A 26,197-nucleotide genomic window follows, 5' to 3' on the forward strand; every position below is an offset into this window, starting at 1 on the left:
TAATATTTAAGGTAGATGCTTGGATCGTGCTTTGGGCAGCGGTCAATACAACAGGAAAATGACGCAACTTCGGCTCCCGATACAGGGATGCTTTGCGAACGATGGCTTAGGCGGTGACGAGCGAACCGAGCTTTTCGCCGCCGACGACGCGGACGATGTTTCCCTGCTCCTTCATGCTGAACACCATCATGGGCATATTGTTGTCCTTGCAGAGAGAGACGGCGGTGGTGTCCATGACGCGGAGGTTGAGGCGGAGGATATCGTTATAGGTGATCTGGTCGAACTTGGTGGCGTCGGGGTTGGTCTTGGGGTCGGCAGTGTAGATGCCGTCGACGGAGGTCGCCTTGAGTAGGATGTCCGCTTTAATTTCCATTGCCCGGAGGCTGGCGGCGGTGTCGGTCGAGAAGTAAGGGTTGCCGGTGCCTGCGGCGAAGATGACGATGCGGCCCTTTTCGAGGTGGCGCATGGCGCGGCGGCGGATATAAGGCTCGGCGACCTGGTGCATCTCGATGGCAGACATGACGCGGCAGGTGAGGCCGCGCTTTTCGATGGCGTCCTGCAGCGCGATGGAGTTGATGACCGTCGAGAGCATGCCCATGTGGTCGGCGGCGACGCGGTCCATGTCGATGGCCTGCTGGGCTACGCCGCGGAAGAAGTTGCCTCCGCCGACGACGATGCCGATCTGGCAGCCGAGCGCGTGAGCGTCTGCGATCTCTTCGGCTATTTTGTGAATGAAAATTGCGTCGATGCCGAAGCCGCTGCCTGCGGCAAGGGCTTCTCCGGAGAGCTTGAGGAGGACTCGCTTGTACATATCAGGCTTAAGTATCGCATGGCAGCGGCTTGGGGTTTTGGGTCGGCTTGTGATCAGTAGCCGATGGTGAAACGCTGGCGTTCGTGTTGCGGCTTTTCGAGCTCATCGACGAGGGCGATAGCGTAGTCCTCCATCGAGATTTTGCTGTTACCCTCGGCGTCAGTAATGAGCTGGTCTTTGCCTAGACGAAACTTGCCTGTGCGCTCGCCGGGAGCAAAGAAGGCGGCCGGGCTGAAGCTGGTCCAGTTGATGTCGGACTTTTTGATGAGGGCGAGCGCGTCGATGTGGGACTTGGCGATGGGCTGCCACTCGGCGGGGAGATGGCCGCTGTCGAGCAGGGTGACGCCGGGAGCGACTTCGAGGCTGGCTGCTCCACCAACGTAGAGGAATCGCGGGGCTTTGCCGGAGGTGCCGACTTGCTTGACGGCATCGATGAAATTTTGAGTGACGGGGAGGATCTGGTCGGTGTTGTCGGCGGGTGGAGCGTAGGCGCTGACGACGGTATCGGCTCCCTTGATGTTGGCGGCGATGGCGGCGGCGGAGTTTACGTCTCCCTGCTTGATGGTGAGGTTGGGCTGAGGCGCGATCTTTGCGGGGTCTCGGGTAATCGCGGTGACTTGGTGGCCGCGGCTAAGGAGTTCGGTGAGGATGCGGTTGCCAGCGTGTCCGGTGGCTCCGTAGAGGACGATTTGCATGTGATTTCTCCCGTTAGTCATGAGATGTTGGGATGGACGGAAACGACTTGTGCATCCACGTCATTCGCATCCCCTACCCTACGAAAAAGAAAATGTTGGACGCGAGTTTAAAAGCCCGGGTTTATTCACAGGCTTGATTTTGGTTTTGAGGCGGCTCGCTGCTTATGTGGGCAACAGTTCAATGGGCGCGGCCAGCTTCGGTTGCGGCTGGCACCTCGATGAGCTTGCCGGAGTGCACGTCGTAGATATAGCCATAGATTGGAATGGACTTCGGCACGAGAGGGCTGGCGCGGATGTGGGTTACGTCGGCCAGAACGGACTGGGCCTGATCTTTGATGGTCAGCCATTCGACGAACTCAGCGGCGGTAGAGCCGGGGCCTTTGCCGATGTCTTTGAAGCCTTCGGCGGTGAGCGCCGCGGTTTCAAGGCTGTTGGCGAGAAGGCCACGGATGACCTCGTTGGTGAAGAAGAGCATGCCGCAGTCGGTGTGGTGGATGACGAAGAACTCTTTGGTGCCGAGAAGCTTGTAGCTGATGACGAGGGAACGGATGGCGTCGTCGCTGGCGCGGCCGCCAGCGTTGCGGATAACGTGCGCGTCGCCTTCGGCGAGTCCGGCGTATTTGGCGGGGTCGAGGCGCGCATCCATGCAGGTGAGAATGGCGAAGCCGCGGGCTGGTGGGAGCGCGAGCTTGGCTTTGTCGCCGAACTGGCTGGCGTAGGCTTCGTTGGCGGAGATAACTTCGGTGAGGACCTTGCTCATGTTGGTGCTCCTTGGGGGCTTGGTGGATGACATGAGATTCCGTCTTGTGGATATCGAGACAGAACCAGCGTGCTCGTACGCGGATGGCTGGCTAATGGAGATTTCAAAAAGAGATACTGCGCGGAGCCCAGAAAAGGCGTCGTCAGCTAGAAGCTGGACGGACAACAATAACGGGCTGCTACGGCAGGATGCATGGTTGGAGAGTAGTGGAGGGTGGATAGGACGTCAAGAGGGCAGGTTCCGGGGTAGTGGGTAAGTTTGAACAAAACGTACCTCAGCGACTAAAGCCTCTCACTATTTTCGAGTTCTTATGTCACGGCTTCAGCCGTGCCCTTAGCAAAACCATTCAAACTGGCACATTCGACGTTTTTGTAAGTTTTGCGATGAACGAAAGCCCGGACTAGTGTCCGGGCTTTCGTAAAAGTTTTGTGCGGGTTAGGCCGAGGCTTCTTCGGCGGCTGCGACCTGAGCGGTGGTGGCTACCGTCCAGTTGGGATCGCCTACCTTGAAGCGGGCGAAGCGGCGGACGCTGATGTTTTCGCCGAGCTTGGCGACCTTGCTGGCGATAAGCTGTGCGATGGTCTGGGTCTGCTCCTTGATGAAGGGCTGGTCGAGCAGGCAGACTTCCTCGTAGAACTTGCTCATCTTGCCTTCGAGCATCTTCTCGACGATGTTCGCGGGCTTGCCGCTGGCAGCGGCCTGGGCGCGGTAGACGTCCTTCTCGCGGGCGATGTCTTCTTCGGTGACATCTTCGCGGCGGACATAGCGCGGATCGGTGGCGGCGATGTGCATGGCTACGTCGCGGAGCAGCTCCTGGAAATCATTAGTGCGAGCGACGAAGTCGGACTCGCAGTTGAGCTCAACCAGGACGCCGATCTTGCCGCCAGCGTGGATGTAGGTTCCGACCGCGCCTTCGTTGGTGGAGCGGCTGGCCTTCTTGGCAGCCGAAGCCATGCCGCGCTTGCGCAGGACGACGAAGGCGGCCTCAATTTCACCGCGGGCTTCTTGCAGCGCTTTCAGGCAGTCGCCCATGGGGGCGCCGGACTTTTCGCGGAGTTCTTTGACGAGTTTTGCGTCGATCTTTACTGGGGTTTCCGTGGACATTCGAGTTTCCTTAGGTACGGTTTCTGCGAAAAGGGGCGCAGGCTTCGGCCCGCGCCCCCAATCAAGGTAATAAAACGCTGTTACGGGCTGGATAATGCGCGCCCGTAACGCAGGGGTTTTAGGCTCCGGTCTCGGCAGCGATGGTCTCAGGCTCGTCGATGGTCGCGGCAGATGGCGCCTTGCGGATGCCACCACCGAGGACGGCTTCGAGATCGACGTTTTCGTCGTCTTCGACGGCTGCCTCGGGGCTGGCGGAGGCCTGAACCTCAGCAACTTCGCCCTCTTCGCCTACATGCTCAGCGGCAACTTCAGATTGCTGGACATCAGCAACTTCGCTGGCGAAGGCACGCTCGGAGACCATCTGGACGCCTTCGTAGGCCGAGTCCGCGATCTTGGTGGTGAAGAGGCGGATGGCGCGGAGAGCGTCGTCGTTGCCGGGGATCACGTAGTCGACCACGGTCGGGTCGCAGTTGGTGTCGACGACGGCGACGACCGGGATACCGAGCTTGCGGGCCTCGGCGACAGCGATAGCTTCGTTGTTGGAGTCAACGACGAAGATCGCGTCAGGGAGGCGCTTCATGGTCTTGATACCGGCGAGGTTGGTGGTCAGGTGCTTGCGCTCGCGCTCGAGCTTGATGACTTCCTTCTTGGTGAGCAGCTCGTAGCGGCCATCGGTGGACATGTCGTCCAACTCGGTAAGGCGCTTGACCGACTTCTGCACGGTGACCCAGTTGGTGAGCAGACCACCCAGCCAGCGGCTGTTGATGTAAGGCATGCCTGCGCGGGTGGCCTCTTCGGCGATGGCATCCTGCGCCTGGCGCTTGGTGCCGACGAAGAGAATGAGCTTGCCGGTGGAGGTAAGGTCGGTGACGAACTTGGACGCTTCCTTGAACATCTTCAGCGTCTTCTGCAGGTCGATGATGTAGATTCCGTTGCGCTCGCCGAAGATGTATTCCTTCATCTTGGGGTTCCAGCGCTTGGTCTGATGCCCGAAGTGAACACCAGCTTCGAGCAGTTCCTTCATTGTGATACTTGCCATAGAGGCTCCTTGGTTAAGACAGCCGGACCGAAATGCTCCGATGCCTGGATTGATCCCGCTTTTATGAGAAAGCGCGGGAGATTTGACTCCTTGCCTTCCGGTGAGCTGGAAGGGTGGTGCTGACGGCGATACATTTTCGCCGGATGCTTCTTGATCCGGGCCGGTAGAGCAGCGAGGCCGAATCGAAAACTGTACCTCGGCGGCTAAAGCCGCACCGCCGAGGTGAGAAGTAGCGGCATGGCTGAAGCCGTGCCCTTAACACTGCGAGAACAAAAGCAACTGCAAAAGACTTTGCTGAAAGGCTCTTTTTATCGCTTCGAGAACTGGAAGCGAGCGCGAGCGCCCTTCTGGCCATACTTCTTACGCTCTTTACCACGCGAGTCACGGGTAACGAGGCCTTCTGCCTTGAGCGCCTTGCGCAGCTCAGGATTGAAGACCATGAGAGCGCGGGCGATGCCGAGCTTGACGGCATCGGCCTGTCCCATGACGCCGCCACCCTTAACGGTGGTGATAACGTCGAAGGTCTCGCCGATGTCGGCGATGCCGAGCGAGCGGCGGGCTGCGGCGCGCTGCTGGGCGGTGACGAAGTAGACGTCAACGTCCTTCTTGTTGACGGTGAAGTTGCCGCTGCCGGGACGCAGGAAGACGCGCGCAATCGAAGACTTGCGACGGCCGGTTCCGTAGTATTGGATCAGATCTGCCATGGTGCTCCTTGAACTTGCCTCAGGGGCTAAAGCCCCGAAATCTCTTGCTCTGTGCAGCACGGTTGAAGCCGTGCCTTTAACAAAACGCTTGTTCAGCGGACAAATGCCCGCCGCGCATAAAAACTAGGCCTTAGGAGCGTTGGAGGCGTGAAAATCCATCGCTACGGGCTGCTGGGCGAGATGCGGATGCTGGCTGCCCTTGTAAACCTTGAGCTTGGTGGCCATCTGACGGCCCATCTTGGACTTGGGAAGCATGCCCTTGATCGACTGCTCGACGATTGCTTCAGGACGGCGGGCGAGCAGCTTGACGAAGGACTCTTCACGCAGACCGCCGGGGAAGCCGGTGTAACGGCGATAGAGCTTGGTGTTGGACTTGAGGCCCGTGAGGACGATCTTTTCGGCATTGATGACGATGACGTGATCGCCCATATCGATATAAGGGGTGTAGAGCGGATTGAGCTTGCCTGCGAGAACGCTTGCGGCCTGCGTGGAAAGACGACCGAGGGTCTTGCCGGTGGCGTCGATGACAAACCACTTGCGCTTAATATCTTTGCCGCTGGGGATAGTGGTGGACATTGCTATGTTTACTCCCTGGTTCTGCCGTCTTCAGTGTTCGGCGTGGTGCATGAAGAAAGGTGGATCGAATGTGTTTCTCACAAAAAATAGAACGAGTTACAGCACGAAAGACCTGACGACGAGAGAGTACCCTCGAACGTAAAAGAGGCCATTCCGCATAGGGCAACGCACAAAGCCTTGAAAAATCAGCCTGGGAAGTGGGTGCTTCGGGAGCGGCCGTGCAACGTTGGCTACCCCAAGTGAGTCCACCACGATATCTCTTTCGCCCGCCTTACCTATGGAGATAGACCTACATAGACGCACGGACGCGAGACTGCGCGAGATTCAAGATTAGCCTAAAGGCCGGGGATTCGTCAATGAAAATGCTCAATTCGCCGCCGACTGAGCGGCTGGGATGGCCAGGTCGAGGACGTAAAGGGAGCCGTCGTCGTAGAGGTGACGGCGGGTACGGGACAGTTCGCTGTATTGGCGGTGGCTGTCGAGCATCATCTCGTCCTCGCTTCGGATCCACTGGGTAACGCTCCTGTCGTTCATGACGGAGATGAGGTGGCTTTGTTCGGACTCATCGTCGCTATAGGAGTGGGCCAGATAGCGAATGTGGTGGGCGAGGAGATAGCTGGCCAGAGCCTCTCCGTCGGAGCGACCGGGCCAGCCGGGCGGAAGGCTGGCAGCGCCGGGAAAGTCAGCGATATCAATGTGATGGGTGCGGTAGTCCAAAAGAAAGGTGTCGTCCACGGTGGCTATGACGCCGGAGTCGGTGGGGATGGCGCGCTCCATGGCGGCGTACTGGAGACGAACCGAGGGAGACACAATCGAGTAGCCGGAGAAGCTGGTGCGAAGGTTTTGCGCGGTCCTGCTGTACTCGTGCGTCCAGGAGTTGAGTCCTATATAGAGGGCGGTGGCGACGGCAAGCACGGCGGAACAGCCCTGGATAAGGCGCCATCTGCTCACGAGAGGAAGATGGTTCACGCGGCGGCTGAAGACTACATAGAGAAGAAGGACCGACGGGACGATCGCGGGATAGTTGTAACGGCGAACAGAGTCTCCCCCGGTGGCGATGCCGACGAGTACCGAAGCGATCAGCGTGGCGGCGGTGAGGGCGGCGATAGCGCGGGTCTGCTCGTCATCCTCGCCCCAGAACCATTCAAGAAGAAGAATGACCAGAAGGGGAAGGTTGAACGGCAGGACTTTGTGAAGGATGATCTTCGCGTTGAAGCCGGATGGCGGCGGGTAGAGTCCATAGCTGCTGTAGTGGAAGCCCTTGCCGAGCAATGGATAAAAATATGTTCCGGAGGTGGCGTGCTGGGCGACCATCCAGGGAGCGAGGACGAGCAGGCAGCCCGCAGCTCCGATGACGACCATGCGAAGGCCTGCGGCGGTGCCTCGTCGACTGAAGACAAGGACGGCGATGCAGAGGACGAACAGCACACCGTGAGGAAGATAGGTGGATTTGGTCGAGGCGATGGCAGCGGTCGTCATGCCGAGCAGCAATGCCTGCAGGTTTCTGTACTCGGCTAGCAGGCTTCGATGAGAGGCCAGGTAGACCAGGCCGAAGAAGAGGGCACTGGGGAGAAGAACGAAGGTCAGGTTGAACTGGAGCTGCGGCGTGATGAGCACGAAGACGGCAAGGGCTGCCCGCTGGAGCAGCGTCAGGTCAAACTCGTCTGCGAGACCGAAGGCTACGACCGCGAGGAGAAGCAGGCCAAGGGCGCGGTCGGCCATCTGAACGTCTTCGAGGGGGAGCTTGGTGAGCACGAGAGTTTGCAGAAAGTAGTTGCCGCCGACGCTTGCCATGATGCGGCGCTCGCTGAATGGGTCCGGAGCGTACTCGTGCAGTTGGAGCATCTTTTTTGGCGCGGCCAGATAGAAGTTGTAGTCGTCCTCCTGCTGGTAATGCGCAGTGTGGACGGTGGCTGCGACACGCACAACGAAGACAAGGGCAAAGAACAGAAGCAGCAGCTTGACCTGAATGTTCCCACTCGAAGGCGCGGGAGTTTCAAGCTCCGCCGGCTGCTTGTCGATGAGGCGAAGCAGAAGGAGTGCAAAGACTCCGATGATGCTGAATCCGAAGAGCACCGGAACGGTAATGGCATGCAGAAGGTTGAGGACTCCGCCGATCAGAATGGTGGCGCTGAATCCCGAGACTGCTGCGAGCGCGAATGCAGGGCGGCCCACACCGAAGAGTCGCAGGAGGAGAGCACCATAACCGGAGATGGCCGCGAAGAGCCCGGCGCACCAAAGAATCGCTACAGCAAACTGAAGCAGGATTGTGGCATTCATTCGATGGGCACCTGTCTGTTTGTCGAGGAGCGAAATGAGAGGAAGTACGCCTTGCGGCAGGAAAACAAAGGCGACGAGATTTTAAGGCTACTGAGTCCCTCAAGCTGCGTCAAGGATTGGAGACGAATGTTACAAAATGCGATTTCAGAACGATGGCTCACGCTTCATGATGGATTTCGTCGTCCAATCTTTTGAGCGATGGTTTGTCGTTCCCATAGAGCGGCTACACTTAAGGCAGCTATCGCGAATGCACTAAGATATAAAAATCCCCTCGCAAAAGGACTCATGCCGGAACGCAAACCCAGCAGATTCTATCGGCCAGAACTGGATGCGTTGCGGTTCTTCGCTTTTCTGTGCGTCTTTCAGCACCATGTGCCCTTCACACTGGGCCTCGATCGAATTTTCCCCGCGCGTATTCAAGAGTTGAAGGAGGCCGGCGCTTATGGGGTTTGCCTCTTCTTTCTGCTGAGCGCCTATTTGATTACGGAGCTGCTGTGCAAAGAACGCGATGAGACGAACAGCGTTCACCTGAAGGCGTTTTACATACGGCGCGTGCTGCGCATCTGGCCGCTCTATTTTGTATTTCTAGGCTTTGGCGTAGTCTTTGGCATCGTCATGCCACACTTCAGAGTGGAACACTACCGTGTCCTCGCGTTTCTTCTGCTGGCCGGCAACTGGTACACAAGTTATTTTGGCTTTACCCTGAATCCCATCTCGCCTTTATGGAGCATCTCGGTCGAGGAGCAGTTCTATCTGCTGATTCCGACGATCATGAAGCATGGCGGCAGGCGTGCAATCTGGGCGGTCTCCGCTCTCTTTTTCATCGTGTCGTATGGTGTGCTGGCGTGGCTGGGACAACATGACGCCAGCGTGAACATCAGGGTGTGGACGAACAGCCTGGTGCAGTTCCAGTTTTTTGCTGCCGGGTGCATGTTAGCGATCGGGCTGCGTGCGCGAGTTCCAAAGCTGAGAGTGTATTGGCGCATAGCTTGCGTGGGGGGCGGTGTGGCCCTTTGGATGGCTTCTACCCATGTGACCCGCCATATCGATGTTCATCCCGGCGCCGCGAGGCTGTGCGTGATGTATGGCATGATCCTCGCCGGCACGGTGCTCATCTTCCTGGGATTCCTGGGATTGAAGGCTTCGCTGATACCAAAGGGCCTGCGCTATCTTGGGCAGATATCGTATGGCCTGTACGTCTTCCATGAATTTATCGGCGACTCGATCTCTTCAGCGGCGAAGCACTGGCCGCATTCAGGCCTAAGAGGCTCGCCCTTCAGCGGCGCCCTCGATCTCGCGCTTACGATCGGCGTGGCTGCACTCTCCTATCAATTTTTGGAGAGGCCCTTCCTGCGGCTGAAGGAACGCTATACGTTCATCAAGTCGAGGCCTGCGTGAGCCGCCTGCTTGCTGATCGCATCTGCGAATCGCTCAATTTCTACTCATAAGACAAAGCGTCGATAGGATCTTTGCGTGCTGCTTTGATAGCAGGATAGAAGGCCCCCAGAATAGCGCCGCTAAAGGCGATGACGACCGCAGTCGCGACCCACTCCGGCGTAACTGCGAACGCCAGCGTTGGGAATTTGTAGTGGAAGATGGCCCGCATGAGATAGGTGAGGCCCACTCCAAGGATGATCCCCGAAATAGCCAGCAAGCCGGTCTCTCGCAGCACCACCGTAATGATGTAGAGGCGGGAGGCGCCGAGCGATTTGAGGATGCCGATCTCGCGGGTGCGCTCCATGACGGCGGTGTACATGGACTGAAAGATGACGAGGAAGCCGATGAGCACCGCGATGCCGATGACAACGTGAAGGCCGATGTTGAAGCCGGGCAGCTTTTCCGGGGAGAGATTGGCGAGCAGTTCGGCAAGGGTCTCGATGTTGTATTCCTGCATACCAGGAGTAGCAAGGACCTCTTTGCGAACGTCGGCCTGAAATTGCGGATTGTTTTCGGTGCGGAGGTAGAACATGCTGGCTTTGCCGGGAGTTCCGCCGATCTCGTTCATGGTCGTGATGGGGATGAACTTGCGACCGCCTTTGCCATGCTGGACGATACCGCAGATATGGAAGGGATGGTGCAAGACCTCCACGGTGTCGCCGATCTTGAAGCCACGGGCGGCTTCAAGATCATCGATGATAAGGTCATCCGGATGCTGAAAGGGACCGCCCGCAACGAAGACGAAGGGGCGAAGGGCGTTATAGCTGGCATAGTCGATGCCGTAGATGTTTTCGAGGGTCTTGCCGGAGGTTAGCTGGATGTTGACTGGAGCCGCAACCTCAACATGAGGCAGGCCGCGCAGAACATCGGCAACCTGAATCGAAGCGGCGGCGCCGGACATGCCGATGAGGTTCGTGGCTGCACCGGGATGCACGACCATGTCCATGCCGATGCCGCTCTGACTGGTGCGCTGACCATTCAACTGACCAAGCATGATGGCAGCGATGGAGAGGATCATGATGACTTCAATGGCTACAGCGAAGGCACTGATGATCGAGCGCAGCGGACGATGGACGAGATTACCGACAACCAGTTTATTCATACACTTAACAGTGTATTGGAAGCGGCGTCAGGGAACCTTGGCTGGCCAGAGTTCTCTGCTGCACGGCGTGGTGCAATATGGAGCAAATCGGGAAAATAGCAGGCTTTGAGCGTTCGCCGGGTTCAAGATGCCCTCGCTAATTTACGGGCAGATGCTCCCTGCGAACGATCCTGTCGACTGCGACAATCTGTTGCACCGATGCTAAAAGAAGCCAGCCATAGCCTGCGAGCAGGAGAATTTCGATTCCGAGAAAGACAAGGCAATGCGGGTCGTGGGCGAGAAGGCCCTGATGAAACTCTGGAGCGGAGAACGCGTGCAGAATGGTGGCGTAATAACTATGCTCCACCACGGCGACCACGCCAAAGATGGCAAACAAGAATGCTCCGAGCCTATGGCGGTTTGAAATGAGCAGGCAGAGGGGCAGAAGAGTCAGCATCAGGTAGGGAGGCCAGGACTTCTTGGCGAAGAGAATGAGCGTGAGGGTGAGCGCGGGCACAGCGAACGTGAGCACGCGCAGCCGCACAGTCTCATTCGCCTTGTAGCAGGCTTTAGCGATAAGCCCAAAGGTGAGGGCAAGCAGAGCCAGCAAAAGCCCATTCCAGAGAGAGGAAGGCAGGGTCGCGCCGGTCGCGCCCTCGATAAGGAAAGGGATATCCGCCGAGGTCCTTAAGCTGCCCTCCCTCAGCAGGGGCTGAAGAAGCGGAGCATGGGCCATTGCAACGCTGCCGTAGACGACAGCGACAAGAACTCCGAGCCCGCCGACCCAGCGCCATCGCCGCGGTACAGCAAGGAAGAACGCCGGAACGTAAAGCAAAGGTAGAAATTTCAGTAACGCGACTCCAACGCCCACTGCAACTCCTGAAGAGAAGGCTCGCCGCCGTTGGACCAGAAGCATGGCGAGCGCGAGCAGGACGGCGATGATGATGTTGTCCTGTCCATCGATGGCGACAAACTGAAGGCTGACCGCGCTGGTCAGGTACAGGATGGCGCCGGTGCGCAATTCGCGGTCAGAGAGAAAAGTGCGGCCTGCTCGAAACCAGAGAGGGAGCAAAAGCGATTCAACAAGGATCGCAAAGAGGATCAGCGAGAGCGGCGTTCGAAAGAAGCCGACCAGAAGCGCGTCCATGTAGGAATGAAGCGGGGCATAACTGGAGACGAAGTCCCTGTAAGGCATGAGATGGAGCAGAGCTTTTTGGGCCTCTCCCATGTAGATGGTCACATCTCCTCGTGGAGAGACGCGCAGGACAAAGAAGACAAAGAGCCAAAGCCCGATTCGGCTGGCAATAAAGGAGATGGTGATAAGGCGCTCGAAAGCCTGACGCGGCAGATCGTGCAGACGGCGGCTTCGGACGGCTGGGATGCTGACGGCGCCGGCAAAGATGCCAAGAGCTGCTCGAGCGACGAGAGTCTGCTCTCCAGTCATAGGTTCTCTCCATGATTATTTTTGCTGTCACGACCGACTGCCTGTTGCTTGGTGCAGCTAACAGTGTACGGGACTGGCACGCCGAACCATGTTACCGTCCGGACTCTTGCGGAGGATGGGCCGGGGGCAAGCGGCGGGGGATGCTGCGAATCGGTGCGATGCGGCGAAGACGAGTGCGTTCCGGCACCGAGACGAGCGCGCCGATGATCGGCATGACATAAGCCGAGGTAACCGCTGCGACGACAATGCCCAGAGCAAAATATCCGGAGTCGTGAACGACACCTCGAAGCATTCCTTCCGGCGCCTCATGCGCGAAGATCACAATGGCGAGCAGCCCCCACGGGTACTTGCGAACATCGCCGCAAAGCGAATCGAAGATGACAAACAGCATGATCCACAGGAGAGGAGCGAGGACAAAGATGCCCATCCAGCGGCCGAGATGAAATGCCTCTCCAGTGGGACTGAAAGAGATTCCGGTCGAGAAGTCATCTGCACCGATCATGCCTATCTCGTGGGCATAAAGGTTGCCGAAGCCGACCTCGGGCTTGCCCGGCCAGAGGAAATGGGGGATAAGATTCGCGAAGTCCATAACAATGGGAACATAGCCGATGTTGCCATTGTCCTCGGTGACGTTGATGAGAGCGTCATCGGGGGAGATCATCTGCAGGCGGTCGAAGAAGCCCTGGGGGGTATCGAAGTATGCCTGCACCCTGTCCTCGACGATTCCGTCGGCAGTCTGGTGGGACTGCTCACGAACATAGTCCAATTTTGAAAGCAGGGAGATCGAGGTGCTTACGTTTTCGCTTATAGAGATTGACTTGTAGTTTCTACCGTACTGGGAATACGGGACGAGATAATATCCCATAAAAAGGAGCGCCAGAACGCAGCCAAGGGTTTGGTAAAAGGTGATCCGATATCGTTGTGAAGCGGCGGCTATGAGCCAGCACAACGGAGGGCTGAAGATCCCTTGTTTGGAAAAATTAATAAGGCCGCCAGCGAAGAGAGCGCCGCAAGCAATCAGGACAGTCAGATTCACGCTGCTGGTTCCACCGCTTTTGCGAATCTGCGCGATCGTTCCAAGGATGATTGCAAGAGGAAGGAAGAAGTTGACTTGACCGACTGCGCTGAGGACCGAACCACTCCCTGAAGGGGCTACAGTTATAACCGCTGTGAGAGCAAAACCTGCGATCATGCAGCCCGTAGCTGCGTTCGACATGTTCTCGTCTGAGACCATGTTGGCCAGAAGAGGACGCTTCGCGGTCAATTTTCGGCTAAAAAAAACGGCCGCAAGCATTGCGGTGATGCCGCCGACGTAGACCTGAAACGTCAAGAGAGGCTGTTTCAGATCGGAGCCAGCCTGTTCGCCCAGAACAGCCTTCCAGGTAATGCCCACGATGACTACCAGAACAGCGTAGAAAAAAACATACCCCCCGGAGGCACTCGTGAACCCGCCGGCGAGATTGAAGGTAAAGGCAGCAATGATGATAAAGAGGAAACAGCAGAGAGAGATCGCGGCAGGCGTCCCCTGAAGCAGTTGCGCGATGCTGAGCAGCGCGGCAAAGCAGATAACGTACAGAAGGGGAATGCGTTCTGGAAATGGGAGGCGCACTCTTTCTCTTTCTAAACCAGTGTCTGGTTCAACTGCCGGAGGTCAGCGGCGAATTTGGCGCACTTGCATTGGCCCCCCGAAATCTATCCAACCGAGGGCTTAGGAAGATGATACCAGCGGCGGGGAGTGAGCCAACCAGCATGCGCGGAACTTAGCAGTCACTAGGTGCCCCGGAAACGATTAAGACAATCTATGCCAGTTATAGCGAACCAATCTTAGAAGCTTCAATTGGGATGCTTACCTATTATTCGACAAGAGGGACGCTCTTTGATGACTTTGCAGGGATATATCGCATGAGTCGATTTCGGAGGCGCAGCGAGGGCTGCTCGACCACATAGTAGGAAAGTTCGGCGACGATGAGGATTGCGACCCAGTTGCCAGGAAAGGTGCTGATGATCTTCAGGGAAGGGCCGAACACAGACGCGTTCATACTGTGCAGGAACAGCGTCTGCCAGATGTAAATGCTGTAGGACAGAACACCGATATGCATGACAGGGCGACTGTTCAGCACATTGCCGACGGCGGAATGTGGATTGCGAACACACCAGAGCAGGAAGAACGCGATGGCTGTTCCGCAGAGTGTAAAGCCAAAGGGAAACTCCCAATAATTCTGGAAGCGGGCACCGATGCAATCGGAGAGGAAGATAACGGCGGGAGGAATCCACCATATCTTCGTGACGAAGCTGTAGACGCGCTCGAAGAGCGGGGTCCCCTGCAATAAGGCGATGACGCAGCCAAACATGAGCGAGTCCGCACGCATTTGAAACATGCCCCCATGATGCAGGTAAGGAACATGAGAAGCGAAAGAGGCGACACGAATCACCGGGGAGATGACGATGACGACAAGGGCGAACTTCGCAGCAGCCATACGGCCGGCGATGCCGGGACGATGACGCAGGCAGTAATAAAGGATGCAAGGCCAGATGAAGTAGAACTGCTCTTCGATGCTGAGAGTCCAGAAATGCTCCAGCGACCACATGCGCACCGTGAGTGCGTAGTTATGAAAGAAGAAGAGTGCGCTGACGATATCGATTCGAGTGACCGCCAATCGCCCAGCCCAGCCGAGAAGAAGAAGGACGGCCACATAGAGATAGACCGGGGGCAGGATGCGCATGGCGCGTCGAAAGTAGAAGCTGCCCATACTGATGGAGCCGCGCTTCTGTTGCTCATGCAAAAGAAGGCTTGTGATGAGATAGCCGCTGATGACAAAAAAGATAAATACGCCGGTATCACCATTGAAGATGGCAAACCAGATGAGAGAGACATGGTGAGTCATGCCGAATCGCTGGATCGTGTGCAGAGCGATGACGAGAAAGATAGACAGCGCACGCAGACCATCGAGACTGGGAATGCGAGACATCGATGCGGCCCGTGTGGGGAGGGGTTCGACCATAAGAAAGGGTCCTCTATCTGGGGCTAATTATATATAGTGACCCGTTTACGGAAGTGCTTTGACTTGATAGGGATGCAGGTCATGCTTCGAGCAGCTAACGGCTGAGCCGAGCGAATGGAACGATTCGCACGATAGACCCCTTTGTTGAAATTAGTCACGCAAACCGATGCAGCTCATAGCTCCTGCTGGTTCTTCTGGGTTTCCTTCCAGGTTCACGTTGTCGAGCTTGCGTGGGCTTCTACTTCGATTTCGGCTGGCGTGCCTACAGCGGAGTCAACTCTTCTTGGAAACAGCCGATCTCGCAGCTTCAAGGCTGGAAATTCGACGACTTTAGTAAAGAAGATGCCGACCAGCGCTCCCAGCAGGGTTGGAGCAATCGCCACCCAGACCGGTGCCAGCCATCGCGGCAGGTGTGGTGACACCTGAACGAGGGGAGCAATCACGGCAACGTGCCAGAGATAGATTCCATACGAATACAGTCCAATCCACGCAACCAGACGATAGAGCGCAGACCGCCGGCGTCCTTCCCGATGCCGGTACAGCAGCATTAAGAGGGCAACGCCTAATGCGTTGGCACAGTCGAAGCTGAGCGAAGCCGCCCATCGCGTTTGCAGATTCAGCCGGAAGAAAGCAAACACCAATGCAAGAACAAGAAACCAGATCCATCTGCGATTCTGCCACCGCCTGAATGTCTCCGGGGCATAGTGATAAAGAATGGCAAGCAATACACCTTCCAGGATTCCATCAATCCTGGTATGGGTGGCTGTGACCGTATCGAAACCGTACACCGTCAGCATCATTCGCAGGAAAATGACAGTACCTGTCACTCCTGCGAGAAAGAGGAAGAGATTTCTCATCCGCGTTGCACGCCAGGCAGCGATGGCTAGGCACAATACCAGCAGCAGGTAAGCGTGCTCTTCTACACCCAGACTCCATGTGTGAGCGACACCCCCCACATAGTTTTGGATATTTAACAGATTGCCCCACATCTGGTGGAAGGTGCGGTGGCCTGTCAACAGGATCAAGCCTATAAAAAGATAATATTGTGGCCAGATTTTAAAGCCGCGGCGAATCAGAAAGCGCTTGCTGTCAATCCGGCCATACAGCATCCATTCCTTTACCAGCAGACCACCCACCAGAAAACCGCTCAGGATGAAGAAGACGTCCACGCCCGCCCACCCAAAATGACTAAACCCCAATACTCTGAAAGGATAAAACAGAATGGCCCGCGGGGAATGGTAATCGATCACCATTAAGATGGCGATGCCGCGCAAAAAATCCAGTTCTATCTCGCGCTTTGATGGCTTTTGATGACTGACTTTTGGGGTCACTGTACAAGTATAGATGACTGGGTTCGCCGGCCTTCTTTTGAATCATTCCAATAAAACTCTCTAATAATCTGAAAAAACTTTTTAATGAACCTGTAATCAAACGTGTCATCCTTCGCCGCAGGCGGAGGACCTGCTTGTGCGGTTGTCTGCTTTTGCCGCTGAGACGCAGCGATAAGGCAATCAGCAGGAAGATCACTCGATCTCTTTTGGAAGTTAAGGGTTGTCAGAGATGATCCTCTAGCTTCCGATTGCACGGAAGTGCTTTGACTTGATAGGGATGCAGGTCTATTCTTCGAGCAACTGGGACACATCCGGCAGAAATCTGGGGTTCCAGTAAGGCTAACGGCTGAGCGGAGCGAATGGAAAGATTCTGCGACGAGCTGCGATGGGCGCGTGAGCAGCGCAAGATCTCGATTGAAGCGATCTGCGAGGAGACCAAGGTCTCGCCGCGGCACCTGCGCGCGTTAGAAGCGGGAGAGTACAACGAGTTGCCCGGCGGAGTCTTTCGCAAGGGCATCGTGCGCAGTTATCTTGCTGCGCTGGGGCTAGAAGAGTCATCGTGGCTCGACCGGTTCGAAGCAAGTCTGCGCGAGAGCGGCGCGCAGGATGCCGAGGTCGAAGACTGGTCTGAATTCGCCGAGAATGTGCGCAGGAACAGAGGCGCCAGCGAGTCAGGAACGAAGCTGCAGTGGATGGGCGTGGCAATGATGATGGTTGCGCTGCTCGCTCTGGCATGGTCCGTGTGGAAGTTCGTTCTGCACGGGCGATTGCCTTAGAATCTGTCAAAAACTCATTAACCACGCGATCTGTCATCAAATTTGTCATCCTTCGCCGCAAGGCGGAGGACCTGCTTTTGCGGTTGCCCCTTGCTTTTGCCTGTTCCTAATCCGTGCCATCGGCGACTATCGGTGTTAAGCCTTCAGTTTTTAAACAGCCTCTTAGAAGCAGGGCAAACCTTCCCATTCGATGCAGAATATCGCCATTGAAGCGAGAATCGGCACGGATAAGTGCGCTCCTTTGTCGAGGGGCCTACGCGACGAGTAAAATAGAAGGGTTGCAAACTGATCAGGCTAAGTGTCTGTTCTGGCACCTAAAAGGAGTTGTTTTGGCGACACGCGATAAGTTTTTGTTTACGAGTGAGTCTGTAACCGAAGGTCATCCTGACAAGATTGCCGACCAGATCTCCGATGCGATTCTTGATGCCTGCCTGGAGCAGGATCCATACAGCCGTGTGGCTTGCGAGACGCTGACCTGCACCGGCCTGGTGGTCGTCGCCGGTGAGATCACGACCAAGGCCTATGTGGACTTTCAGAGCATCGTGCGCGGGACAGTGGCGGCGATTGGCTATGACAATGCCCTCTACGGCTTCGATTCCAATACCTGCGCGGTGATCTCGACGATCAACAAGCAGTCGGGCGATATCGCCATGGGCGTCGATACTGGCGGAGCGGGCGATCAGGGCATGATGTTCGGCTATGCGACCAACGAGACGCCGGAGCTGATGCCGACGCCGATCTCGCTGGCCCACAAGCTGGTGCAGAAGCTGAGCGAGGTCCGCAAATCGGGCCTGATGTCTTATCTGCGTCCCGACGGCAAGAGCCAGGTGACAGTCGAGTATGACTCCAACAACAAGCCAGTGCGTGTGGATGCAGTCGTCATCTCGACACAGCATGCAGAGAACGTCAGCAACGACGAGCTTCGCGGCGACATCCTGAAGCATGTGATTCAAGCTGTGATCCCTGCCGAGTTACTCGATCAGGATACGAAATACCACATCAATCCAACCGGCCGTTTCGTGGTCGGTGGACCGATGGGCGATACCGGGTTGACAGGCCGCAAGATCATCGTCGACACCTATGGCGGCATGGGCCGTCATGGCGGCGGGGCCTTCAGCGGCAAGGATGCAACCAAGGTTGACCGTTCAGCAGCGTACATGGCTCGCTATGTGGCGAAGAACATTGTTGCCGCCGGGCTGGCCGATCGCTGCGAAGTTCAGCTCGCCTACGCGATTGGCGTTCCTGAGCCAGTGAGCGTGCTGGTCGAGACGTTTGGCACGGGTAAGGTCGATGAGGCCAGGCTCGAAGCGCTGGTGCGAAAGAACTTCTCGTTGACCCCGAAGGGGATTATCGAGAGCCTGAACCTGCGTCGGCCGATCTACAAGGCAACCGCGGCCTATGGGCACTTTGGCCGCAAGGGCGAGAACTTTACGTGGGAGGCAACCGACAAGGCTACTGCTCTGAAGGAGCAGGCTGGACAGGCTGTTTCGGCCAAGTAATTTTTTTTGTGGATTGGAGAAGGGGCGGGCCTTAGGGCCTGCCTCTTTTTTTTGGCCAATACGAGTTTGAATGAACGAATCGGAGTGTAGCGTGCAACAGCAGTGGAGGAAGATACTGGAATGACGATGGCTAACGGAAGTTCCAGAGCAAATACGGTTCCCAGCTTTTTCCCAGGCAAACAGTGGCAGCAGGTGCTGGAGCGGGATGCCAGCGCGGATGGGCAGTTTTTCTATGCGGTGAAGTCAACGAAGATCTACTGCAAGCCAAGCTGCCCGAGCCGCAGACCAACGCGGAAACAGGTGGCCTTCTTCCCTACCCCGGCTGCGGCAGAGGCTGCGGGGTACAGGCCTTGCATGCGCTGCGAGCCGGAGCGGACTGCACCGAAGGAAGATCCTCAGGCAGGAGCCATCGTTGCCGTGACCAAGTATCTGAAGGAACACGCGAACGAGCGGACGAAGCTCGCCGATGTTGCCAAAGCTACTGGCGTAGGGCGGCTGACGATTCTGCGCGGATTCAAGCGGGTGCTGGGAGTGAGTCCGGGACAGTATGCCAAGGAGCAGCGTCTGGCGAAGTTTAAGAACAAGGTGCGGGAGCCCCGGCCTGGTGGAGCAAAAGCGCGGATTACGGACGCGATCTATGAGGCAGGGTTTGGGTCGAGCAGCAGGCTCTATGAGAAGAGCGAGGCTTCGCTGGGAATGACTCCACGGGTGATGCGAGCGGGTGGAGCTGGGCTGCTGATTCGCTATTGCACGGCGGCGAGTCCTCTGGGACGGATGCTGGTTGCAGCTACCGATGTCGGCGTTTGTTCGATTGCATTTGGCAAGGATGATGCCGAGCTTGTGGCTGATTTACGGGAGCGCTTCAACAAGGCGCAGCTGGTGCAGGCCAAGGGAAATACAGGCTGGCTGGCTGATGGCGTGGCTTTTGTTACAAGCCAGTTGAGCGAGCATCCGCTGGCGGCTACTTTCCCGCTGGATGTAAGGGCGACGGCGTTTCAGCAGCGGGTCTGGAAGGCGTTGCAGCAGATTCCACGAGGCGAGACGCGCAGCTATGGAAGCATCGCCAAGGAGCTTGGCAGCCCTACGGCTGCGCGAGCAGTGGGGATGGCGATCGGGTCGAATCCCGTGGCGGTGGTGGTGCCTTGTCACCGCGCGATCAAGAGCGATGGGAGCTTGTCAGGATACAGATGGGGCGTGCAGAGAAAGAAGAAATTGCTGGAGGCGGAAGGAGCCTGCTGACAGAAGAGTTGATGTTCCAGAGGCGCTTCCTGACTGATCAAAATGGTATTCTGAGAGGGATTGCAAGAACATCTAATAGTGTCAAGGAGCAGTAATGGCGACAGCAGTTGTTGATAACGCAGGAGTAGCTTCCGAGTACAAAGTAGCGGATCTTTCGCTGGCAGAGTTTGGGCGTAAAGAGATTGATATCGCCGAGCAGGAGATGCCCGGCTTGATGTCCATTCGCAACAAGTACGCTGCGGCCAAGCCGCTGGCAGGCGTTCGCGTCACCGGCTCGCTGCACATGACCATCCAGACGGCTGTGCTGATTGAGACGATGGTGGCTCTCGGTGCGGATGTTCGCTGGGCGAGCTGCAACATCTTCTCGACGCAGGACCATGCGGCGGCGGCGATTGCCGCGGCAGGCGTTCCGGTGTTTGCGTGGAAGGGCGAGAGCCTCGAAGAATATTGGTGGTGTACCGATCAGGCGCTGCGGCATAAGGGCGGGCTTGGACCGCAGATCGTCATCGACGACGGCGGCGACGTGACCCTGCTGATCCACAAGGGCGTGGAGTTGGAGAAGGGCGATGGCTGGGTCAACACTCCTTCCGGAAATCAGGAAGAAGGCGTCATCAAGGACCTGCTGAAGAAGATCCATGGCGAGGACGCGACCTACTTCCAGAAGCTGGCGAAGGAGTGGCGCGGCGTTGCCGAGGAGACGACGACCGGCGTTCACCGCCTGTACAAGATGATGGAGCAGGGCAAGCTGCTGGTGCCAGCCATCAACGTGAACGACTCTGTCACCAAGAGCAAGTTCGACAATCTCTATGGCTGCCGCGAGTCGCTGGTCGATGGCATCAAACGCGCAACTGACGTGATGGTTGCGGGCAAGACGGCTGTGATCTGCGGCTATGGCGATGTGGGTAAAGGCTCGGCTGCTTCGCTGCGTGGTCTGGGAGCGCGAGTGATCGTGACCGAGATCGATCCGATCAATGCCCTGCAGGCAGCGATGGAAGGATACGAAGTTACGACGCTTGAAGAGACGCTGGGACGTGGCGATATCTATGTGACCTGCACCGGCAATCTCGACATCATTACCTTCGAACACATGCAGCAGATGAAGGACCAGGCGATTGTCTGCAACATCGGCCACTTCGACAACGAGATCCAGATGGACCAGTTGAACAACGCCAAGGGCGTAAGCAAGCTGAACATCAAGCCTCAGGTGGACAAGTACACCTTCCCCGGCGGCAACAGCATCTTTGTGCTGGCTGAGGGACGGCTGGTGAACCTCGGCTGCGCGACCGGCCATCCGAGCTTTGTAATGAGCAACAGCTTCTCGAACCAGACGCTGGCTGCGCTTGACCTTTGGAAGAACAAGGACACCTACAAACCGGGCGTTTACATTCTGCCGAAGAAGCTGGACGAGGAAGTCGCTCGGCTGCATCTGGAGAAGATCGGCGTGAAGCTGACGACGCTTTCGCCAAAGCAGGCGGAGTATCTTGGGGTTTCTCCGGATGGTCCTTACAAGGCGGAGCAGTACCGGTATTAAAAAATAAGCAAAAATAAAAGGCCGCAGAGATAACTCTGCGGCCTTTTTATTTGCGACTGAACGTTAGCTCGCGCTGGGGGGATCGTAGTCATCTGCGGTGATGATTTGCAGATGGTAGCCGCTGATCTGTCGCTGATCAATAAGGATGATGGTGCGAGCGGAGCCATCGGCATAAGAGACCTGAGTGCCGACGTAAGCTGGAGGCGTGGCTCCGATAGCAGGAGTTCCGGCAGGTAGTATGACGATGCTGTAGGTGCCGGCAGGAGCGCTCAGATATCCCGTGTTGGCGCCTGGGTTGACGTTCGTGGCGATGGGCCTGGCATCGGCGAGCGTCTGGCCTCGTGACAAAAGATAGATATCGACTGCACCGGAGCGCGGAGCCTGACCGATGAAGCGAAGGTCAATCTGGCCTGAAGGTGCGGGCTGGTTCTGATCTTTGAGCGTAAGCTGCTGCGAGCTGGGAGCGATGTTGCCGATGAGAACCGTGTATTGCGTTGAGGGCAGGAAGGTGTTCTTTACGGAAGAGACGACCTGCGCGGTGCCAGCGGAGTTGGCCGCGATGGTGTAAGTCCCCGGCGTGACCGGCACATAAGAGGTGATGGTGCCGAAACCAAGACTATAGGCCAGGGCGTCGTGGCTCTGGTAGATGTCGAGGTTGGGGGCATCGGGGGAGACGTCGATGATACGGACCTGCGAACCGGAGGGGCTGCTGACGAGGCCCTGGCAGCCGGTAAGCGCAACGAGGGTTACAGTAAGGACTACGAGTTGGAGAAATTTGAAGGGCATTAGCCGTCAGTTTAGGGAGAGCCCCTTAATATTAGGCCATTTCGAGGAGAGCTGGCACGATAGGCATGAAAGACCCCATGCCCAGAAGCAGGACATGGGGCACCCGATAGGATCGGCGTTCGCAAACTCAGGACTACTTTGCGGGTTTGCTGGCGATGATCTGGTCTTTGATCTTGCTGTAGGTGGCGGCAGGAAGAATGCCGCGAGTGACAAGTTGATTCTTAGCGGTATAAGGGCGGCCATCGATGATCCGCTTCGCATAGGCGTCACCGATGCCTTTGAAGGCTTTGAGCTGATCAGGCGAAGCAGTGTTGATGTCGAGCTTGTCGGCAGTGGCAGCGTTGGCCGAGGGGGGGGCGGCGAAGGGCGCTGCCGTGGCCATGACCGGCGCAGATAGCAGAAGCGCCAGAGCGAGAACGAACGGGGAGCGTAAGAGCTTGAACATACGGAATGCCTCCTGATATGAGTGCGTGCGATGCAAGGGTAGATGAGGCGGGGCGGTTGGTCAAAGGAAATACGATTCCAGATGAAGTGAAATCGAAAAATATCGGTGGATACTGCCGACGAGATGATTGATTGGATAGTGAAGACAAAGTTAGCGCTATCTGAAAGACTGGTAGGGCAAACAGGAGGATGAATGAAGACTTTGACTGCAGGCTCTCTTGGCGGCGCTCTACTTGCACTGGGATTGATAGGCCATGGCTTCGCGCAGACCGCTCATCACGACGTGAAAACTACCGCCACGCCGATCAAACATGTGGTCGTGATCTTTGGCGAGAATATCTCGTTCGACCACTATTTTGGGACTTATCCCAATGCAGTGAATCCTGCAGGCGAACCAGAGTTTCATGCAAAACCCGAGACGCCTGCGGTGAATGGCTTGACGCAGACGCTGCTGGAGCACAATCCGAACTTCATTAACACCAAGGTGAACGGTAAGGATGCGACCGCGCCGTTCCGGCTATCGCGGGCACAGGCAGCGACGGCGGATGAGAACCACGACTATACCGCCGAGCAGCGCGCCTTCCACGCCGGGCTGCTGGATTCGTTTCCGCGGTATACAGGCATCCTCGGTTCGCCGAAGTCGAGAGCGCGGCTGGGGAGCGAAAAGGTAGAGGGCGCGAAGGAGTATGCCTTCCAGACGAAGGGCCTCGTAATGGGCTACTTCGACGGCAATACGGTGACGGCGATGTGGAACTACGCGCAACGCTATGCGCTGAATGACAACTCGTATGGCTCGACGTTTGGGCCTTCGACGCTGGGCGCGATTGAGTTGATCTCGGGCCAGACCAATGGCGTGACCGACAAGGTAAATGCCGGCAACACTGTGATTGAAGGCGGCGACGGCACGTTTACGGAGATTGGCGATGGCGACCCGATTGGCGATGTATGCTCGGTGCCATCGGGCGCGATGCTGCATTTCACCGGCAACAATATCGGCACCATGCTGTCGAAGAGCAATGTGACGTGGGGATGGTTCGAGGGCGGCTTCGATCTGACGAAGAAGAATCCGAATGGAACGACGGGCTGCCGCCGCAGCACCTACTCCAAAGTGGTGAGGGTGACGGACCTGGATTACAGCCCGCATCATCAGCCCTTCCAGTACTACAAGGAGACGGCGAACCTCAAGCATGTAAGGCCGACTTCGCTACAGATGATCGGGCACAACGGCGATGCAGCGAACCATCAATATGACACAGACGACTTCTTCGATGCGGTAAAGGCGGGGAACTTTCCTGCGGTCAGTTTTCTGAAGGCCCCGGCCTATCAGGATGGACATGCGGGCTACTCCGACCCGCTGGATGAACAGGCGTTCGATGTGAAGGTCATTAACTTTTTGCAGCAGCAGCCGGACTGGGAGAATACGGTAGTCATTCTGGCGTATGACGACTCCGATGGATGGTATGACCATCAGATGGGGCCGATTGTGAACCAGTCGACGACGCGTGCCGACGCGCTTACCGGGCCAGGGCAATGCGGTGACGGTTCGACCGCGCTGCCGGGGCCACATACGGCACACGCACAGGGACGTTGCGGCTATGGGCCACGTCTGCCGCTGTTGGCGATCTCGCCCTATGCAAAGCAGAATTACGTTGACCACACCCTGACCGATCAGACCTCGGTGCTTCGCTTTATCGAAGACAACTGGCTGGCTGGCGAGCGAGTTGGCGGCGGCTCGTTCGACTCGATTGCAGGCCCGATGACGGGCATGTTTGACTTTGAACATTTAGATGCGCAGCCATATTTATTGAACGATTCAACCGGAGTCGTGGAGAAGCAGTGACGATTACTCGGAGGAGATTTCTGGAGCAGGCCGGGGTATTTGCAACCGGCCTGCTCCTGACCGAGACAGGCTCTGCGATGGCTCACATGGAAGCCGCAATGAGCGACGCCGTGCTGGGGCCGGGAGAACTGACGCCGTTCGTAGATGCGCTTCCGCTGCCTCCCGTTGCAAAGAGCGTAGGGACGCGAGCGAATCCTGATCGCAAGAGCGAACATATTCCTTATTACAAGGTCGCCATGCGCGAGATGCATGTGAAGGTGCATCGCGATCTGTCTGCGACGCGAGTTTGGGGATTCAATAACAGCTCACCGGGGCCGATATTTGAGACACGGAGCGGTGAAGCTCTGCTGGTGGAGTGGGCGAATGAGCTTCCGCTAAAGCATTTTTTGCCGATCGACTACACTTTGCACGGCGCAGGCAAAGATTTTCCCGAAGTGCGGAGCGTCGTTCATCTGCATGGCGGCAGAACGCCTCCCGAGAGCGACGGATATCCCGAGGACTGGTTCGTGTCGGGAAAGTCGGCGGTGAATTTTTATCCCAATCGGCAGGATGCAACGGCGTTGTTTTATCACGACCACGCGATGGGAATTAATCGCCTGAATGTCTACGCAGGCATGCAGGGGATGTTCCTGATTCGCGATGCGGTGGAGGATGCGCTGAATCTGCCAAGCGGTAAGTACGAAGTACCGTTGGTCATCTACGACCGCTTTCTTCGTAAGGATGGGCAACTGGAGTATCCGATATCGCCGATACCCGGGAAGCCATGGGTGCCGGAGGTCTTTGGCAATGTCGTGCTGGTGAACGGCAAGGCAATGCCGTATCTCGAAGTAGAACCGCGCAAGTACCGCCTGCGAATTCTGAATGGATCGAATGCAAGATTTTATCGGCTGGCGTTTGAGGACGATCATGAGTTTCACATGATCGGGTCTGATCAGGGATTGCTCGAAGCACCTGTAACTTTGCAGCGGTTGCAGCTTGCTCCCGCAGAGCGCGCCGATGTAGTCGTGGACTTCAGCAAATACGCGGGTAAGCGAATGCAGCTTGCGAGCGACTCCATGCAGGTGATGCAGTTTCGCGTAGCTGCTCAGGCAGCGGCGGATACGAGTGTACTGCCGACGAAGTTACGTGCGGTCGAACGTATCAAAGAGACAACGGCGGTGAAGACAAGGCTGCTGACGCTGGATGAGCATCTGAATCTCGCCGATCAGTCGATGGACATGATGCTGAACAATACTCCATGGCACGCGCCGATTACAGAGAAGCCTGTGATCGATACGACGGAGATCTGGGAGTTCGTGAATCTGACGGAGGACACGCATCCCATTCACATTCATCTGGTGCGGTTTCAGATTCTCGACCGACAGAGGATCGATACCAACGCATTCTTCGATAACAGGTCGCTGGAATTTATCGGAGATGTGGAACCGGCGACCGGGATCGAAGCTGGATGGAAGGACACGGTGCGAGCCGATGCAGGGACGCTGACGCGGATCATTGTGCCCTTCAAGGGTTACACCGGTCGCTATGTCTGGCATTGCCATCTGCTGGAGCATGAGGACAACGAGATGATGCGGCCTTATGAAATTTTGGCTGCGGAGCCGCAAAAAGCAGGCAAATGATTGACAAGCGAGGTCATCGCAGCTACCTTTAAAACAATGAGCGTTCGTCTGCAGCATCACGGCCATCACCATCATCATGCGCAAAGCGTGTTGGCGGCTGTGTCCGGTGTAGCGAAGTAACGAACGCATACTAAGGATTGGAAAGGCCCGCTAACGCGCATATCGCGAGCGGGCCTTTTTGCTGCCCGGTAAGCGAGTT

At 56.9% G+C, this 26,197-nt stretch carries 22 protein-coding genes; 7 read left to right on the forward strand and 15 right to left on the reverse strand.

Annotated elements, in window-relative coordinates:
- Window positions 1–106: 106 nt before the first annotated feature.
- The 8 genes from pyrH to GSQ81_RS07360 all read right to left on the reverse strand — a co-directional run bounded on the left by pyrH (window position 107) and on the right by GSQ81_RS07360 (window position 7,969).
- Window positions 107–811, reverse strand: coding sequence for a UMP kinase (gene pyrH / locus GSQ81_RS07325; protein ID WP_158910126.1), 705 nt, complete (start codon window positions 809–811; stop codon window positions 107–109).
- 53 nt (window positions 812–864) lie between these two features.
- Window positions 865–1,506, reverse strand: coding sequence for an NAD(P)-dependent oxidoreductase (locus GSQ81_RS07330; RefSeq protein ID WP_158910127.1), 642 nt, complete (start codon window positions 1,504–1,506; stop codon window positions 865–867).
- 178 nt (window positions 1,507–1,684) lie between these two features.
- Window positions 1,685–2,266, reverse strand: a complete 582-nt coding sequence (locus GSQ81_RS07335; RefSeq protein WP_158910128.1) for a carbonic anhydrase — start codon at window positions 2,264–2,266, stop codon at window positions 1,685–1,687.
- Window positions 2,267–2,701: 435 nt separating this feature from the next.
- The gene (gene tsf, locus GSQ81_RS07340) at window positions 2,702–3,370 is read right to left on the reverse strand and encodes a translation elongation factor Ts (RefSeq protein ID WP_158910129.1); all 669 of its coding nucleotides are present in this window, start codon (window positions 3,368–3,370) and stop codon (window positions 2,702–2,704) included.
- Between the two features lie 118 nt (window positions 3,371–3,488).
- Complete coding sequence (gene rpsB / locus GSQ81_RS07345) at window positions 3,489–4,409, reverse strand: 30S ribosomal protein S2 (RefSeq protein ID WP_158910130.1); 921 nt, start codon at window positions 4,407–4,409, stop codon at window positions 3,489–3,491.
- 308 nt (window positions 4,410–4,717) lie between these two features.
- A complete protein-coding gene (gene rpsI, locus GSQ81_RS07350; RefSeq protein ID WP_158910131.1) occupies window positions 4,718–5,113 on the reverse strand; it encodes a 30S ribosomal protein S9 in 396 nt (131 codons plus the stop codon).
- 123 nt (window positions 5,114–5,236) lie between these two features.
- Entirely contained in the window at window positions 5,237–5,689 is a 453-nt protein-coding gene (gene rplM, locus GSQ81_RS07355) for a 50S ribosomal protein L13 (RefSeq protein ID WP_158910132.1), read from the reverse strand.
- Window positions 5,690–6,055: 366 nt separating this feature from the next.
- Entirely contained in the window at window positions 6,056–7,969 is a 1,914-nt protein-coding gene (locus GSQ81_RS07360; RefSeq protein ID WP_158910133.1) for a hypothetical protein, read from the reverse strand.
- Window positions 7,970–8,254: 285 nt separating this feature from the next.
- Here GSQ81_RS07360 and GSQ81_RS07365 point away from each other — a divergent pair, with 285 nt between their 5' ends.
- Window positions 8,255–9,367: an acyltransferase gene (locus tag GSQ81_RS07365; RefSeq protein WP_158910134.1), complete on the forward strand. Its 1,113-nt coding sequence runs from the start codon at window positions 8,255–8,257 to the stop codon at window positions 9,365–9,367.
- 40 nt (window positions 9,368–9,407) lie between these two features.
- Here the strand turns inward: GSQ81_RS07365 and GSQ81_RS07370 are convergent, their stop codons facing one another.
- The 5 genes from GSQ81_RS07370 to GSQ81_RS07390 all read right to left on the reverse strand — a co-directional run bounded on the left by GSQ81_RS07370 (window position 9,408) and on the right by GSQ81_RS07390 (window position 16,264).
- The gene (locus GSQ81_RS07370; protein ID WP_158910135.1) at window positions 9,408–10,508 is read right to left on the reverse strand and encodes an ABC transporter permease; all 1,101 of its coding nucleotides are present in this window, start codon (window positions 10,506–10,508) and stop codon (window positions 9,408–9,410) included.
- A gap of 136 nt (window positions 10,509–10,644) precedes the next feature.
- Window positions 10,645–11,931 carry a hypothetical protein gene (locus GSQ81_RS07375; protein ID WP_158910136.1) on the reverse strand — a complete coding sequence of 429 codons (1,287 nt, stop codon included), beginning with the start codon at window positions 11,929–11,931 and terminating at the stop codon, window positions 10,645–10,647.
- Window positions 11,932–12,022: 91 nt separating this feature from the next.
- On the reverse strand, window positions 12,023–13,540 hold the full coding sequence (locus tag GSQ81_RS07380; RefSeq protein ID WP_158910137.1) for a hypothetical protein: 1,518 nt from the start codon (window positions 13,538–13,540) through the stop codon (window positions 12,023–12,025).
- Window positions 13,541–13,784: 244 nt separating this feature from the next.
- Entirely contained in the window at window positions 13,785–14,933 is a 1,149-nt protein-coding gene (locus tag GSQ81_RS07385; RefSeq protein WP_158910138.1) for an acyltransferase, read from the reverse strand.
- Window positions 14,934–15,145: 212 nt separating this feature from the next.
- Complete coding sequence (locus GSQ81_RS07390) at window positions 15,146–16,264, reverse strand: acyltransferase (RefSeq protein ID WP_158910139.1); 1,119 nt, start codon at window positions 16,262–16,264, stop codon at window positions 15,146–15,148.
- Window positions 16,265–16,623: 359 nt separating this feature from the next.
- Here GSQ81_RS07390 and GSQ81_RS07395 point away from each other — a divergent pair, with 359 nt between their 5' ends.
- The 4 genes from GSQ81_RS07395 to ahcY all read left to right on the forward strand — a co-directional run bounded on the left by GSQ81_RS07395 (window position 16,624) and on the right by ahcY (window position 21,309).
- The gene (locus GSQ81_RS07395; RefSeq protein ID WP_158910140.1) at window positions 16,624–17,040 is read left to right on the forward strand and encodes a RodZ family helix-turn-helix domain-containing protein; all 417 of its coding nucleotides are present in this window, start codon (window positions 16,624–16,626) and stop codon (window positions 17,038–17,040) included.
- 329 nt (window positions 17,041–17,369) lie between these two features.
- Window positions 17,370–18,539: a methionine adenosyltransferase gene (gene metK, locus GSQ81_RS07400; protein WP_158910141.1), complete on the forward strand. Its 1,170-nt coding sequence runs from the start codon at window positions 17,370–17,372 to the stop codon at window positions 18,537–18,539.
- 120 nt (window positions 18,540–18,659) lie between these two features.
- Complete coding sequence (locus GSQ81_RS20250) at window positions 18,660–19,778, forward strand: bifunctional transcriptional activator/DNA repair enzyme AdaA (RefSeq protein ID WP_158910142.1); 1,119 nt, start codon at window positions 18,660–18,662, stop codon at window positions 19,776–19,778.
- Between the two features lie 94 nt (window positions 19,779–19,872).
- Window positions 19,873–21,309: an adenosylhomocysteinase gene (ahcY, locus tag GSQ81_RS07410; RefSeq protein WP_158910143.1), complete on the forward strand. Its 1,437-nt coding sequence runs from the start codon at window positions 19,873–19,875 to the stop codon at window positions 21,307–21,309.
- A gap of 63 nt (window positions 21,310–21,372) precedes the next feature.
- Here the strand turns inward: ahcY and GSQ81_RS07415 are convergent, their stop codons facing one another.
- Window positions 21,373–22,095, reverse strand: coding sequence for a DUF4397 domain-containing protein (locus GSQ81_RS07415; protein ID WP_158910144.1), 723 nt, complete (start codon window positions 22,093–22,095; stop codon window positions 21,373–21,375).
- 133 nt (window positions 22,096–22,228) lie between these two features.
- Window positions 22,229–22,540, reverse strand: coding sequence for a helix-hairpin-helix domain-containing protein (locus GSQ81_RS07420; RefSeq protein ID WP_158910145.1), 312 nt, complete (start codon window positions 22,538–22,540; stop codon window positions 22,229–22,231).
- A gap of 192 nt (window positions 22,541–22,732) precedes the next feature.
- On the opposite strand from GSQ81_RS07420, the gene GSQ81_RS07425 reads away from it, so the two are divergent.
- Window positions 22,733–24,379 (forward strand): phospholipase C, encoded by a 1,647-nt coding sequence (locus GSQ81_RS07425; RefSeq protein ID WP_158910146.1) that lies wholly within the window; start codon window positions 22,733–22,735, stop codon window positions 24,377–24,379.
- The gene (locus tag GSQ81_RS07430) at window positions 24,376–25,998 is read left to right on the forward strand and encodes a multicopper oxidase family protein (protein ID WP_254060063.1); all 1,623 of its coding nucleotides are present in this window, start codon (window positions 24,376–24,378) and stop codon (window positions 25,996–25,998) included. Before GSQ81_RS07425 ends, GSQ81_RS07430 begins: the two co-directional genes overlap by 4 nt.
- Window positions 25,999–26,197: the final 199 nt, after the last annotated feature.

The sequence above is a fragment of the Granulicella sp. L56 genome, assembly GCF_009765835.1.
Classification (GTDB): domain Bacteria; phylum Acidobacteriota; class Terriglobia; order Terriglobales; family Acidobacteriaceae; genus Edaphobacter.